Origin of the sequence: Bacillus chungangensis, assembly GCF_030812995.1 — a bacterium.
GTDB classification, from domain to species: Bacteria; Bacillota; Bacilli; order Bacillales; family Bacillaceae_C; genus Bacillus_CF; species Bacillus_CF chungangensis.
On sequence record NZ_JAUSTT010000039.1, the window covers coordinates 1 to 14,224 of the forward strand.

Genomic DNA, 14,224 nt, shown 5'->3' on the forward strand with positions numbered 1-14,224 from the left:
TTGGTAAATATAGATAGCTAACAAAAGTATCTAGTTCCCAAGAAGCTCCCACTTCAATCAGACCGCAAGGTCGATAAGTGGTGAGTAGTTCACAAAGGCAAGTTATTTTCATATTGCTACTCATCGCGATATTCACGTCAAGGAATGAAAACAATACCTTTTGAATAGTGTTTACTAGGGGGCTTGTTCAAAAAGTATGCAAAACATATGTTATGAATTCTTCTTCTAACTTAGAACAACCTCTCAAAGATGGAGAAGCGAGGAAGATAAGATGAAGAAAGCAGTCATAGTTGACGCGGTGCGAACGCCAATCGGGCGATATGGCGGTGCATTGAGGGATGTACGTTCAGATGATTTAGCGGCAATTGTCATTGAGGCGCTAGTAAAAAGAAATCCGTTTCCGCTCGAAGAAATAGAGGATGTTTATTTCGGCTGTGCCAATCAAAGTGGAGAGGATAACCGAAATGTGGCGAGAATGGCAGTGTTATTAGCAGGACTTCCGGTTGAAGTAGGAGGGGTCACGGTTAATCGGTTATGTGGATCAAGCTTGGAGGCAATCAATCAGGCAGCGAAAGCAATCATGTGCGGCGAAGGTGATATTTTTATTGCAGGTGGAACGGAGAGTATGACGAGAGCGCCGTTTGTTATTGCAAAACAGAATAAAGCCTATCAGCGCAATCTGGAAACATATGATACGACGATCGGCTGGCGTTTTATCAATCAAAAATTAGCTAGCATGCATCCGCCTTTTTCGATGATTGAGACAGCAGATCATGTTGCACGCAAGTATGGCATTTCACGTGAAGACCAAGATGTTTTTGCTTATCACAGTCAACTGAAAGCAAAAGCAGCGATAGATCAAAAAAGACTTGAAGCTGAGCTCATTCCAGTGTCGATTGAAACCAAGCGAGCAACAACGGTTGTAAATGTTGACGAACACCTAAGACCTGATACGAATCTAGAAAAACTGGCATCTTTAAAAGCAGTCTATGAAAATGGGACGGTGACAGCAGGAAATGCGTCTGGGATTAATGACGGTGCGGCAGCGGTGTTGTTAATGAGTGAAGATAAAGCACTTTCTTTAGGATTGACACCAATGGCAACCATTGAAGCATTTGCTGTTGCCGGTGTTGACCCAGCTTATATGGGGATTGGTCCTGTTCCAGCGTCAAAAAAAGCCTTAAAGAGGGCTGATATCAATGTCGATGCACTAGATGTTATTGAATTAAATGAAGCCTTTGCTGCACAAGCATTGGCGTGTATAAACGAATTAGGTTTAGAGAGCGAAAAAGTGAATGTGAATGGCGGTTCGATTGCATATGGTCATCCATTAGGGGCAAGTGGGGCTCGAATCTTCACAACATTGATTCATGAAATGAAAAAAAGAGGAGCTGCCTACGGACTTGCTACAATGTGTATTGGTGTTGGACAAGGAATTGCAACAGTAGTAAAGAGCTATCAAAAATGAATTTGTTGTGCTTTAAACGAGGAGATTTAAAATGCATTTGCCGCTTTCTCTTCGTTTTCCTCCCTTTTGCTATCTAAGTAAGGATTCTCTTCTTAATGCCTCAAACGATCCCACACAATCATGCTCTTGAACAAAAAGAAAAATCGATCACATCCACTTTCCAGGTGGCATAATTTCATTCCTTTATGGTCATACAAATGAGTAACGAAACTTCAATCTAACGCTTCTTATCCTATATTTAAATGACTAGTCAAAACCCCCACTTTGAGGAGTAAGAGGAATTAAAAGTGCTAGGTGGGGGATAGCTGAAAGTCATTGCCGGCGGGATAAGGAAAGCTTAGGCAGTGATACATCGCACGAAGAAAAAGTGGTTTCCGTTTTCGAGGACGCTTGCGATCTTGGCTTTTGTTCTACTTCTTATGAGTGGGGGATGGGAGATAAACCCCACTGCTGGAAGTTTCCCTTTATTCACAAGGCACAAAAATGCAATAAATTTCTTTTTTCATCTTTAACGCATTCCAATATAATGAAGGTATAAAGACTTTAGAAAAAGGGGGGTTATAAATGAGTGAAAAATTGCTTGATATCTCGCCGGATATTTACCAGTCATTAAGTGATTCAGAACGCCACTTATTGGATTATATCTACCAAAATATGCAAAGAATAGCGACTTTATCGATTGTTAAGTTGAGTGAGGAAGCAAATGTTTCAACTGCTACGATCGTCCGTCTCATGAAGAAGCTTGGTTATGATGGCTATACTTCATTTAAATATACAATGAAAGAGCATCGTAATTTTAAAGAAGATCGCGTCATGGATGATATAGACAGTCAAATTAAAGAAGCCATTCGCAAAAATGAACGTGAAGTGCTGGATACGATTCATATGTTGAACATTGGTCAAATTGAAGATGCCATTCAAAAAATACATAATGCCGATAAAATATATGTGTTTGCAAGAGGTTTTTCTGAGTTAATTGGCACTGAATTAACGATTAAATTACAGCTGTTAGGAAAAAATTGTGAAATGCATACAGATCCTAATATTATTAGAGTGAAATCGAAAAAATTGTTTCCTCAAGATTTAGTGATTTTTGTTTCGTTAAATGGAGAAACGGAAGAACTCATTGAAGCAGCGAAAAACTTTAAAATCAAGGCAATTTCTACGATTACCCTTACGACGAGGATCGATTCACATCTTGCCAAGCTTTCCGAGATTATTCTTGTCGGCTATAAAGGAGATCAATCTTTTTTCCCTGAGTATGAAGTACGCTCACGATTGCCTTTACAAGTGCTTTCCAGGGTTTTGCTAGATTCTTATGTCATTCGCATCTCGAACGAGAAATAAAGTGAAACTTCCATGAGTGGGGGTTTTCTCTCATTTCCCACCTAGCGCTTCTGAATCCTCTTACTCCCTGAGGTGGGGGTTTTGACTCGCCAGTTAGATGTAGGATAAATGTTTGTTAAGCCAGATAGAAGGTTCTTCTATCTGGCTTTATAGTCGAAAAAATTGTAACCAAGTGCTGAAAACCTTTACACATCCTGTAAACATGGCGCTCTTTTTCTATGCAATAATGAATGTAGAAGCTGGTTAGGGGAGGTGTTATTTTGATATATACATGTACAATGAACACTGCTATTGATTTATTTGTCAAAATGGATGCTCTTTCTCCAAATGTCGTCAATCGAACGACAGAAGAGGACTATCAGGCAAATGGCAAAGGTGTGAATGTTTCTGTTGTATTAAAAGAATTAGGAATTCATAGTACAGCACTTGGATTTATCGCTGGCTTTACAGGTAATTATATTAAGGATGAGCTGATAAAAAAGCAAATAGCAACTGATTTTATTAATGTTGATGGCATTACAAGAGTGAACATATTTGTGAATGCTAATGAAGAATATAAGATCGTGAACAAAGGGCCGACGATTCCTGAAAATAAAGTGGCAGAGTTAATTGATAAAATGAAAAAGATACCCGAAAATAGCTACTTATTTGTTTCTGGAAGCCTGCCCCAAGGAATAAAAGATGATATTTTTATAGAAATTTCAAAGTTATCACAACGTAATAACTTGAAATTAATTTTAGATGTTAGTTCGCCTAAATTATTGCAATGTCTAGCTTATCAGCCGTATTTAATTAAACCTAATGATGAAGAGCTCGCTGCTTTTTTTAATAAAAAGTCATTAACAGAAGAAGAATTAATTTATTATGGAAAAGAACTATTAAACAAAGGAGCTCTGCAAGTATTAGTTTCAAGAGGAGAGCATGGTTCTATCTATCTTTCTAAAGACGAAACAATCAAAGTCTCTTCTTTAGAAGGAAAAGTTGTTAATACTGCTTGTGCTGGCGATACTTTGTTAGCAACATTTGTTGGGAAAAAAATACAAGGTGCAAGTACCGATGAGGCTTTAAAATACGCTTCAGCAGCAGGTTCACTCACTGCTTTTTCTAAAGGATTAGGGAATTTTGACAACCTAAGTGATCTATCTAAAAACATTACAGTAGAGCATATATAGAAGGGGGAATCGATATGTCAAAAATAAAGATTGTTGCTGCTACTGGCTGTCCTACAGGTATTGCCCATACATTTATGGCTGAAGCTGCATTAAAGAAAGCTGCTGAGAAGCTTGGTGTTGATATTAAAGTCGAAACACATGGTCAAGTCGGTGTTGAGAACGCACTAACTGAGAAAGATATTCAAGAAGCAGATGGTGTCATTATCGCAGCTGATAAAGATGTGAATGCTGATCGTTTTATCGGTAAACCAGCACTTGATGTACCAGTGGCAAAAGGCATTAAAGATCCAGAAAAATTAATTCAAGCTATCATAGATCGTAAAGCTCCCATTTATAAAGCGGAAAGTGCAGCAAATCTGCCTGCTGAAGAAGAGAATACAGAAGAACAAGGCACTAATTCTATAGGAAGACAAATTTATAAGCACTTAATGAATGGTGTTTCTCATATGCTGCCGTTCGTTGTCGGCGGTGGTGTGTTAATTGCCCTTTCTTTCTTATTTGGGATTCATTCTGCCAATCCTGAGCATGAATCGTACAATCAATTTGCAGAACTGCTTAACAAAACAGGCGGTCTTGGTTTTCAATTAATGGTACCAGTTTTAGCTGCATACATTGCTGAATCGATGGCAAGAAGACCAGGACTTGTTGTTGGGTTTATTGGCGGTATGATTGCTCATACCGGAGGAGCAGGTTTTCTTGGTGGAATCGTTGCCGGTTTCTTAGCAGGATTTATCATTTATTTGCTACAAAAAGCCTTTAGTAAATTGCCAAAATCACTCGAAGGGTTAAAAGCAATTTTCTTATATCCAGTATTAGGTATTTTCTTTATCGGTATCATTATGTTCTTTTTAGTGGAACCAATGACAGCTATTAACGAAGGATTGAAAAACTTTTTAGCTGATTTCCAAGGTGCAAATCCAGTTGTTTTAGGCATTATTGTTGGTTGTATGAGTGCATTTGATATGGGAGGACCAGTCAATAAGGCTGCTTATGTAACGGGTACAGCGCTTCTAGCAGAAGGAAACATGTATTTTATGGCCGGTGTATCAGCAGCATGTATTACACCTCCATTAGTATTTGCTTTTGCGACCGTCATCTTTAAAAAATATTTCGATAAACAAGAAAGAAACGCTGGTCTTGTAAACTTTATTCTTGGGTCAACACATATTACAGAAGGAGCGATTCCATTCGCTGCTAAAAACCCATTAGTTGCTATCCCTATTCTAATGGTTGCATCGTCTGTTTCTGCGGTCTTAACTTATATGTTTGGTGTACAAGTTCCTGCGCCACATGGTGGATTTCTCGTCTTGCCGGTTGTTACAGGTGCTTTCCAATGGGTATTGGCGATTCTAGTCGGTTCGCTTATAGGTGCAGTACTTTATGGAATCTATCGTAAAAATGCTTATCAAAAAAAATAATGACCTGCGAATGTTAGTGATGATGAACAAATAGTTTGTGAAAAAGATCACTTATTAAAATGAATGGATCATCAAACGATTGCCGATGATAACGAAAAGGACAAAGTGAAAGGTTGTGAAAGAATGTCGATGAATGAATTTCTTCAAGAAGATTATGTAGTAGTCGAGGGAAACTTAACTACCCAGAAAGAGGCATTTCTTCAAATTGCAAAAATTGCTTTTGAGAATGGAGTAACAACTTCAGCTGAAGAGACAACAGTCGGCCTTTTTGAGCGAGAAGAACAAAGTACGACAGGGTTCCTGGATGGATTTGCAATACCCCATACGCAACTAGAAGTGATTCAAAAACCTGCAGTGATCATTATTTCTAATCAAAACGGAATTGAATGGAATGCGTTGGATGGTAAACCAGTAACATTTATGATTGGCTTATTAATTCCAAAAAATGAAGAAGGAACGACACACTTGGAGCTGTTATCTTCTATTTCAAGAATGCTGATCGAGGAAGAAGTAAGAGAAAAACTTCTAGATGCTAAGACGAAAGAAGATATTATTTCCATCATAACAAAAGCCCTTAGTTAAACCAAAAAAGAAATGCGATAAAATCTTTCAAAAACGAGGCGATAATCATGGTAGTAAATACAAAAGAAATGCTTCTTCGTGCCCAAAAAGAAGGCTATGCCGTTCCTGCTTTTAATATTCATAATCTCGAAACGATCCAAGTGATTGTAGAAACAGCAGCAGAATTAGGATCACCAGTCATTTTAGCGGGAACGCCAGGGACATTTAGTTATGCTGGCAGAGACTACATTCAAGCAATTGTAGAAGTGGCCGCAAAAAAATATCAAGTACCGATTGCACTTCATTTGGATCATCATGAAACGCTGGAAGATATTAAAGCTTCGGTTGAGTTAGGAACAAAATCAGTAATGATTGATGCCTCTCATCATCCTTTTGAGGAAAATGTGAAAATCGTGAAGGAAGTAGTAGATTACGCTCATGCGAACGGCGCTACAGTGGAAGCGGAATTGGGAAGATTAGGCGGACAAGAGGATGATCTTGTTGTAGACGAAGCTGATTCCTTTTTTACAGATCCTAAAGCTGCTAAAGAATTTGCTGACAAAACAGGGATTGACTCATTGGCTGTCGCTATCGGAACAGCACATGGATTATACGCTGCAGAGCCAAAAATTGATTTTGAACGCTTAGAACAGATTCGTGAAGTTGTCGATATACCTCTTGTATTACATGGCGCATCAGGCATTCCAGAAGCAGATGTTCGTCGTTGTATTGAACTGGGATGTACGAAAGTGAATATTGCAACAGAATTAAAAATTCCTTTCTCCAGTCATTTACGTGAATACTTAGTGCAACATCCAGAAGCCAATGATCCACGTAAATATATGGAACCAGCAAAAGCAGCCATGAAAGCTGTCGTAGCAGAGAAAATCAAAATGTGTATGAGCAACAACCGTTATTAAATCTATTTTAAAATAGTTGTTTCAATCAGGTGGGAATCCCATCTGATTTTTTTTAGGAAAAACCCTGCATCTCGAATGAACGTGATGCAGGGTTCTCTTAAAAATGGGCTAGTCTGCTCCATTCTTAATAATCTTTAGCTTGTTTTTTTACTCGTCGGCGTAATATTTTTGGCGCCCACCAGTTGAGATTTCCTAGCAGCTTCATTAATGAAGGAACGAGAACCATCCGAACGATGGTTGCATCAATGAAGATGGCAAGAGCCACCGCTACGCCCATCTGTTTCACTGGAACAACACCAGTAAATGCGAAAGCTCCGGTTATAACAATCATAATAGCAGCTGCAGAGGTAATGATTTTGCTTGTCGAAGTAAGTCCTTCTAGTGTTGCACGATTGTTGTCTCCTGTTTCTTTGTATACTTCATGTATTCTTGAAATGAGAAAGACTTCATAGTCCATACTTAAACCGAACACAATACTGAAGGCGAAAACAGGAATCATTAGTGCGATATCGCTAGCGTCATTGCCAAGATGTCCACCTTGGAAAAGCCAAACGATGATGCCAAAAGTCGCTCCAAGGCTAAGAATATTCATAAAAATAGCTTTTAAAGGGATAAGGACAGAGTGAAAAGCAAAAAATAATACGATATAAGTAGAAAGAAAGATAAAGCCAAGGCTGTATAATGCTTTATGAGAAATTTCATCAAAGACTTCTTGATGAAAGGTTGCTTTTCCTCCTACTAATAGTTGCAAATCTGTTTCTTTATCTTTCCAATTTCGCACCCAATCCTTTGCTGTTTTAGACGAGGCATCTGCTGCAATCGTAACGGTTAACAATGTTTCCTCTTTATGAATTGTTTTGTCAACTAATCCTTGCAACGCTTTCCTCTGTTCTTCATTTTCATATATCGTGTGAAATGCTTCAGCATTCAAACCACTTATCGATAGGACAGAATCTACTTTCGTTACGAGCTTTTCCTTTTTCAATGTTTCGGTCAAGCTTTCAAGTTTTTTTAATGAGGCCAAATCAAGCATGTTTTCGTTCGCTTTCACAATCATTGGGATCGCTGTTTCATTTTCTTCTAAAAAGTTTTTTTCAAATGTTTCGTACACCGTTCTTGATTCATAGGATGCAGGAAGGGCATCGGCTTCTGGAATCGTTAATTTTATGTCAGCAATCGGCAGCAGTCCAATGATTAAAACAACAGTTGCAGTGACAGCCATGATCACTGGATGTTTCATAACGAAGGCTGCAAAAGCATGCCATTTGTTTGCTTTCTTTTTCGTTTCTTTTAATATGATCCATTTATTAATATGAGGTCCTAACAGCGATAACAGCGCCGGCAAAAACGTATTCGCAGCTAAAACCGAAGTTAGGACAACAGCAATGCCCCCAATGGCAATCGCTTGAAATACGCCGACTTGAATAAAAAGCATTCCCGTAAGACCAAGAAGGACGCAAAGGCCAGAGAAGACGATGGCTCTTCCTGATGTTTCAACGGTTTTCACAATAGCGTGTTCAGTAGTTTGATTTTCTAATTCCTCACGAAAGCGATTGACAAAAAGGAGAGCAAAGTCGATTCCGAGCGCCAACCCGATCATTGGAACTGTATTAAGAACAAATATGGACAGCTCTAAATGCTGACCAGTGAGATAGAGCAGCCCCATTGCCGCTGCAACGCTGACTAGGCCTGTTACGAGGGGAACGAGGGCAGCAATGATTCCTCGAAATGCGAGCAGAAGGACAATCAATGCAACTGGCAGCCCAATCATTTCCGCTCGGAATAGATCATTTTGGGATGCTTCACTCATATCTTCTTCTATTAATGGTGCGCCAGTCAGACCGACAGACATGTCTTGTTTGTTAACAAGTGCTTGTCTCATATTCGCTACTTCTTGTTTCATTTCATGAGCAGGTTTACTAAAGGACACAACAGCATAAGCATAGTTTCCTTTTCTATTTTCTTGCTTATCTAGAGGAGACGTAATTGCTTCTACTTCGTCAATTTTTGCTATTCTCTCAAGTGTTTCTTCTATATATGTTTGGAAAGCTTCATCATTCACATGCTGCTTTTTTTCAAATACCACAATGAGTGATGATTCTGGGATATCAAAATGATCTTCCATTAACGTTTTTACTTCTTTATATGAGCCTTCCATTTCGAAGCCGCTTCCACCAAGTATGGCAGGCAATTTAAAAGCAAAGAATCCAGCAATAATAACTAATAGAAACCAAAAAACTAAGATGAGTTTTCTGTGCTGATAAGAGAATAAACCAAGTTTTTTCATCATAAGCCTCATTTCCTGCAACTTTATGCGAGTCAAAATTTTTTTCTAAAGGTGGAGAGGCGAGCCTATTTCTCAACACTTGACCTATCCATCTCATTTCTATTCAGTAAATAACCGATTTTTTTGAAATCACAATCTTCTTGAATCGGTATTTTTATACAAATGCTATTCACTTCGTTTTGAGCAAAATAGATCGAAGCGAACCTTATTCTCTAGCTATATAAACGTGTAAATTATATGTACATTAACATATATAGCACACTTCATTGAAATTGAAAATAGACGTCACTTGACTTTCACATAATAAATCTCTGCATATTGTCTAACTTTCCTGTAAACAAATAAATGATTATATAAGAACAATGAAATGGACGAGTAAAATGCTTCACCTCATTTCCAAAGAGAGAATCGTTTGCTGAGAGATTCTGATGAGAAGGTATTTGAACCTTGCAGCTAGGTTTTGTGAAGGCGATGTGGTGTGGCAGCTTAGGTTGTGAGGTATATTTGAAAGAAGAAGCGGGTGTCACATTTCGATGCATTGCTTTTTAACAAGAAGCCGTATCAAATACTTGTGTTGTTTGTGGGGAGAAAGCAAAACATTTGGTGTTTTGGGCAAAAGCGTATTAGTAGTATCTAGTAGAAGCCAGCTGACGGGCTCTTTTTATCCTACTTCTAAGTGGCAAGGTTAGAAGAATCAGCAGCGCTGGTGAGATAACTGAAAGTCAGGATAACGATAGCTTCTTGAATCACCAGCGCACGAAGAAAAAGTGATTTCCTTTTCCGATCACTTTAACCCGTATCTGTTTTAGAGGTGAGAGGTGGGAGTGAGCTTTTCTCTCACCTCTAAATTCGTTCCCGATTGGTTCAGGTCTAGAAGTGAAGGAAGGCGTCTTGAATCAGCATCACAGGAGAATGAGCAACTCCGACAAATGGAAATTTCACTTTACTCTACTCTGTCTATCTTCCTAATGTCTAAAATATGTCCCTGTTTTCCAAAGGATGTACTGCATAATAAGTCAATAATCTTATTTGCAGTTGCTTGAGCTTGTGAGAGTTGTCCTTCCTTTTTATATTGGATAAACTTATTAAGGTCTGTAAAATCCTCTTGATCAGTGGATCTAATCTCTTTTTGCATATCTGTATCGATAATGCCTGGTGCTAACGAGACGATGCGAGCGCCGAACGCTTCCTTCTGCTGTTCTTTTGCCACACACCTCGTAAAATGATCTAAACCTGCTTTTGCAGCACAGTAGCTGCTCCAGCCTTCATAAGGATTTCTGCCGGCGCCGGATGAGATATTAAGAATTCGCTTCTCTATTTTTAAATGATAGGCTAATTTAATAAAATTTGCTGTCAAAATCATTGGAGCTATTAAATTAACGTGAATATTTCGTTCTATTTCCTCGCTAGTATTTTTATGAGCTGGTGCGATTGGCTGTACAACGCCTGCGTTATTAATCAGGTAGAGAGCATCGATTTTCATAGACGACAAAGCATGAAAAATTCTTTTCATTAAAGCGTCCAAACTGTGCAGTTCATGGAGGTCACATTCGTAATAATCAAGGGCAGTTTGATTATTTGCGGCTTCTTTGATCAGGTGATCGTTCTTTTTTCGCGAAATACAGACAAGATGATGGTCTGAAGAAAAGAGTCTCTTTACCATTGCTTCTCCTAATCCACGAGAAGTACCTGTTATCATAAAAACTTTCATATCCTATTCCTCCTATCATGACTTGAACGTTTTTGCCGAGGATGGCAAAGGCTATCAAAATGCATTCCCAGCTAAAAGTATCTGTTTGTTGATAGCTATTTTATCACAAAGCAACGATTGTCTGTCGGCATTACTCAGATTGTTTTATACTATGACCGTTTTAGGAATACAATTCGATAACGTGTCAAATAAGTAATTTGGAACTAATTTGGGAGCTAAAGTACTTATCTAGTAAAAAATATGATAGAATGATGAAACGTTTATGCCTTTATAACGTATATTAGCTTAGACTGTAAGCTGATGGGAAACAAGGAGGAGAAAATATGAAAAGAACTGGGGAAATTGTATTAGGTGTCATTGGCATCGTTATGAATGCCCTTGGCGCCTTATTTGGGCTCCTTATAGTTGCCATTTTTAATATGCAAGAATTTCAAGACGAACTTAGAGGTCAGCTAGTTAATGATCCAACAATGGATAACGAATTAATTGATTCAACATTAACCCTTTTTACAGGTAGTAGTTGGGCGATTTTAATCGCTGCAATAATAGGTTTCGTTCTTGGACTAATTGGTGTCATTGCTATAAAAGGAAATAAAAAACCAAAGCTAGCAGGGATTATGTTTATTATCGGAGCTGTAATACCGACACTTCTTACGTTTGGTTTAGGCTTTTTGCCGGGAATTCTCTATCTTATTGCAGGCATTATGTGCTTTGCTCGCAAAGCGCCTCCTAGCGAAATGCCACCTAGTGAAATCATTGAATAAAATATCCATCATGTTGAAATCGGGAGCTGCGGAAGAGGGATTCAAGCATTTGACTTGGATTCCTTTTTTAATTGTGTGCCAAAACATGTACATATTCTATAGGGTTCAAGTCCGGAACTGTGAAAGCTGTAGTAGCAGTTAGCTTAAGACAAGAGGGGCTAGGGTTACCTAGAATCTGAGGGAAGTCGGCGGTAATTCTCCACCTCAAGGAACACGAACTTCATATAAGGAAAGATGCTTTAGATGAGGTTGCGGATACAAGTCAAAGTCCTTACTGCCAAAGGGGGCATAGAGTAGATGAAGCAAGGACATGGGCACTAACTTCCAGAAGGCAATCGATAGAGATGGAGGAAAGAATCAAAAAGTTAAAGTATGGCATGGTACTATCAGTTAGCAGAAGCACTCACTCTATTAAAATACTAGATAAGCGGATAAGAAAAAGCCTATGAATGATACGATGGAAGGAATGGAAGAAAATCATAACGAAGTATAGAAATTTAATAAAATACGGAATCCATAAAGGCCAAGCGTGGGAATGGGCAAATACGAGAAAGGCATATTGGCAAATAGCCAAGAGTCCGATCCTATTTAAAGCCCTTGGTGATCAATACTGGACAAACCAAGGGTTAAGGCGTCTCCTTCATCGATAACAATCCATGCGTTTTACTTAGATAAAATCGACTTATAATGGGAGTTAATCACTCCCTCCTACTCGATTAACTGCAAATGAGATAACTAATAAATATATAAAAGTTAAATCCATGAAAAAGAAATATCTCGTTTATTAAAGAGGGTGCTACTGCTATAAAGATTGTTTGAGATTTACAAGAGGTTAAAAAAATACTCAACGTTTAGAGAAGATTATGTTAAAAAGGGTAAATCTGATGAAGTCGTCAAGAAGTTAGCTCCTTATAGGAATTTACAGAAGCAAAAACTTCAAAAAGCTTTATGATTTTAAAAAGGAACATCCTCGAAAGTATCGCAAACTCTCGAGGTTATTCCATAATAACTAGCTGTAGCTATTTAGTTGTTTATATAAAAGTTAACTATGGTCTCATCAATTTGATGATATCATGAAAAGAAAAGTTGTTAACAATACTCTTGATGTGGAACTATATAAAAAAATAAAGGTACTGGCTGTTGAACTTGATGAGAATGCCAATGAGTTGATTGAGGAAAGCATAGAATTAGTTTTAAAGAAATATGGAAAAGCGTTGTGATAAACATTCATGACGCTTTTTATCATTTAATAAGCTAATGCTTCATTGTTTTTTTATTATCTTAAAAAGAAAAGATAGAATTTTTCTTATCCCCAACAAAATGAGATAGTAAAATAAAAAGTTAAATAATAAACTCCAAACATTGAATGTAATGTTTCCAGCCACTCTTAACTCAAACCATTTGGCAGGAAAACCAAAAAGGCGATCTGTATCTAATGTCATTATTCCGATTTTTGGTATAAACGAAATAATAAATGTAATAATGACACTAGTAAGGAATAACGCTTTATTACTTGTAAACTTATTCATTGTTAACTCCTTTCTACAAAATATATAAAATATTTACATTTTTTCACCAATTTCCTAGATATAATGTTATTATAAAAGAGAAGAAAAAACAAAAAAGATAATTATTATGAAAAAGATTTTTATTTTATTAGTTTTATCGGTAACTTTCATTTTTAACTTATTCAGTCCGTTGGCTTTAGCAGCAAATGAAGAGGATGTTGAACGAGATGCAATATTAGAGCAACTTGAAGACGTTGCAAAAAGACATAACAATTTAGAGATTATTAGCATAGAAGAATTGCCTGAAGGAACACCTGTAGTTAGTTTTGATAGTGTAGAAGAGTTTGAAAAGGCACTTGCAGAAGTTGAAGAAAATAAAAAGTTCTCCGGCGCAGAAGAAGTTATTGAAATTAATGATGAATTGATTGAAAATATACCATTTGAAAATAGTTTAATGACAACTAAAAATGGTTCCGCAGAAATAAAATGGCATGAATAAACTTGGAATCCATTGAATATTAAATATGATACTAAACTCTGGATACATTTCAATTATAAGTATACTGGTTCAGGTTCTAATAAAAAGTTTGAAAGTGTTAGTCACATTACATCTGGTAACGGTGGATTTCCTATGCCTTGGACACAAACAACGAGCTCTTATAATATTATTAACAACAAAAAGGCAATAGAGATTACAATTCAAGGTTACTTCGTACTTGGATTAAAAATTGGTGATTTTGATGCAGGCTTCAAGTTCACAGACTCTTTCACAAAACAGTATCCTCAAAAGTAAAACGGACTTTTAATGTCCGTTTTTTTTGAAGATGATTCTAGTGTTTTAGATAAAATTAATTTCTAAAAAGTCCATCGTTCGAATAGACACGTTAATCCATCCGTATTGAGTCACAATCTCAAGGATGGATTATTTTTTATCTTTGACAAGGATTATAAATGTATGTTTTAAAATCATACATTTATTTCGTTGAATAGAGGGGAAATGAGATAATGGATACTAACAAAGAATCAAATGAAAAATGTTCAGCCGAAATTTTGGATAAATTTATAAAT

General features: G+C 37.3%; 14 protein-coding genes. 11 read left to right on the plus strand and 3 right to left on the minus strand.

Annotation, left to right across the window (positions count from 1 at the left end):
* Positions 1–271 precede the first annotated feature (271 nt).
* The 6 genes from J2S08_RS20725 to J2S08_RS20750 all read left to right on the plus strand — a co-directional run bounded on the left by J2S08_RS20725 (position 272) and on the right by J2S08_RS20750 (position 6,886).
* A complete protein-coding gene (locus J2S08_RS20725) occupies positions 272–1,468 on the plus strand; it encodes a thiolase family protein (RefSeq protein ID WP_307232969.1) in 1,197 nt (398 codons plus the stop codon).
* A gap of 564 nt (positions 1,469–2,032) precedes the next feature.
* Positions 2,033–2,815, plus strand: coding sequence for a MurR/RpiR family transcriptional regulator (locus J2S08_RS20730; protein WP_307232971.1), 783 nt, complete (start codon positions 2,033–2,035; stop codon positions 2,813–2,815).
* 260 nt (positions 2,816–3,075) lie between these two features.
* On the plus strand, positions 3,076–3,987 hold the full coding sequence (pfkB, locus tag J2S08_RS20735; RefSeq protein ID WP_307232972.1) for a 1-phosphofructokinase: 912 nt from the start codon (positions 3,076–3,078) through the stop codon (positions 3,985–3,987).
* Positions 3,988–4,001: 14 nt separating this feature from the next.
* The gene (locus J2S08_RS20740) at positions 4,002–5,405 is read left to right on the plus strand and encodes a PTS fructose transporter subunit IIC (RefSeq protein WP_307232974.1); all 1,404 of its coding nucleotides are present in this window, start codon (positions 4,002–4,004) and stop codon (positions 5,403–5,405) included.
* 123 nt (positions 5,406–5,528) lie between these two features.
* Entirely contained in the window at positions 5,529–5,987 is a 459-nt protein-coding gene (locus J2S08_RS20745; RefSeq protein WP_307232976.1) for a PTS sugar transporter subunit IIA, read from the plus strand.
* A gap of 47 nt (positions 5,988–6,034) precedes the next feature.
* Complete coding sequence (locus tag J2S08_RS20750) at positions 6,035–6,886, plus strand: tagatose bisphosphate family class II aldolase (protein WP_307232978.1); 852 nt, start codon at positions 6,035–6,037, stop codon at positions 6,884–6,886.
* A 124-nt stretch (positions 6,887–7,010) separates the two neighbouring features.
* Here the strand turns inward: J2S08_RS20750 and J2S08_RS20755 are convergent, their stop codons facing one another.
* Positions 7,011–9,173, minus strand: coding sequence for an MMPL family transporter (locus tag J2S08_RS20755; RefSeq protein WP_307232979.1), 2,163 nt, complete (start codon positions 9,171–9,173; stop codon positions 7,011–7,013).
* 462 nt (positions 9,174–9,635) lie between these two features.
* Between J2S08_RS20755 and J2S08_RS20760 the strand changes: the two genes are divergently transcribed.
* Complete coding sequence (locus J2S08_RS20760; protein WP_307233020.1) at positions 9,636–9,722, plus strand: hypothetical protein; 87 nt, start codon at positions 9,636–9,638, stop codon at positions 9,720–9,722.
* Between the two features lie 394 nt (positions 9,723–10,116).
* Here J2S08_RS20760 and J2S08_RS20765 read toward each other — a convergent pair whose 3' ends face one another.
* Positions 10,117–10,884: a (S)-benzoin forming benzil reductase gene (locus tag J2S08_RS20765; protein ID WP_307232982.1), complete on the minus strand. Its 768-nt coding sequence runs from the start codon at positions 10,882–10,884 to the stop codon at positions 10,117–10,119.
* A 323-nt stretch (positions 10,885–11,207) separates the two neighbouring features.
* On the opposite strand from J2S08_RS20765, the gene J2S08_RS20770 reads away from it, so the two are divergent.
* Positions 11,208–11,648, plus strand: coding sequence for a DUF4064 domain-containing protein (locus J2S08_RS20770; RefSeq protein WP_307232984.1), 441 nt, complete (start codon positions 11,208–11,210; stop codon positions 11,646–11,648).
* 1,073 nt (positions 11,649–12,721) lie between these two features.
* Positions 12,722–12,868 (plus strand): hypothetical protein, encoded by a 147-nt coding sequence (locus J2S08_RS20775; RefSeq protein ID WP_307232986.1) that lies wholly within the window; start codon positions 12,722–12,724, stop codon positions 12,866–12,868.
* Between the two features lie 42 nt (positions 12,869–12,910).
* On the opposite strand, the gene J2S08_RS20780 is transcribed toward J2S08_RS20775, so the two are convergent.
* Positions 12,911–13,177 (minus strand): hypothetical protein, encoded by a 267-nt coding sequence (locus J2S08_RS20780; RefSeq protein WP_307232988.1) that lies wholly within the window; start codon positions 13,175–13,177, stop codon positions 12,911–12,913.
* Between the two features lie 106 nt (positions 13,178–13,283).
* On the opposite strand from J2S08_RS20780, the gene J2S08_RS20785 reads away from it, so the two are divergent.
* Positions 13,284–13,655, plus strand: a complete 372-nt coding sequence (locus tag J2S08_RS20785; RefSeq protein WP_307232990.1) for a hypothetical protein — start codon at positions 13,284–13,286, stop codon at positions 13,653–13,655.
* A gap of 132 nt (positions 13,656–13,787) precedes the next feature.
* Positions 13,788–13,949, plus strand: coding sequence for a hypothetical protein (locus tag J2S08_RS20790; RefSeq protein WP_307232992.1), 162 nt, complete (start codon positions 13,788–13,790; stop codon positions 13,947–13,949).
* Positions 13,950–14,224 lie beyond the last annotated feature (275 nt).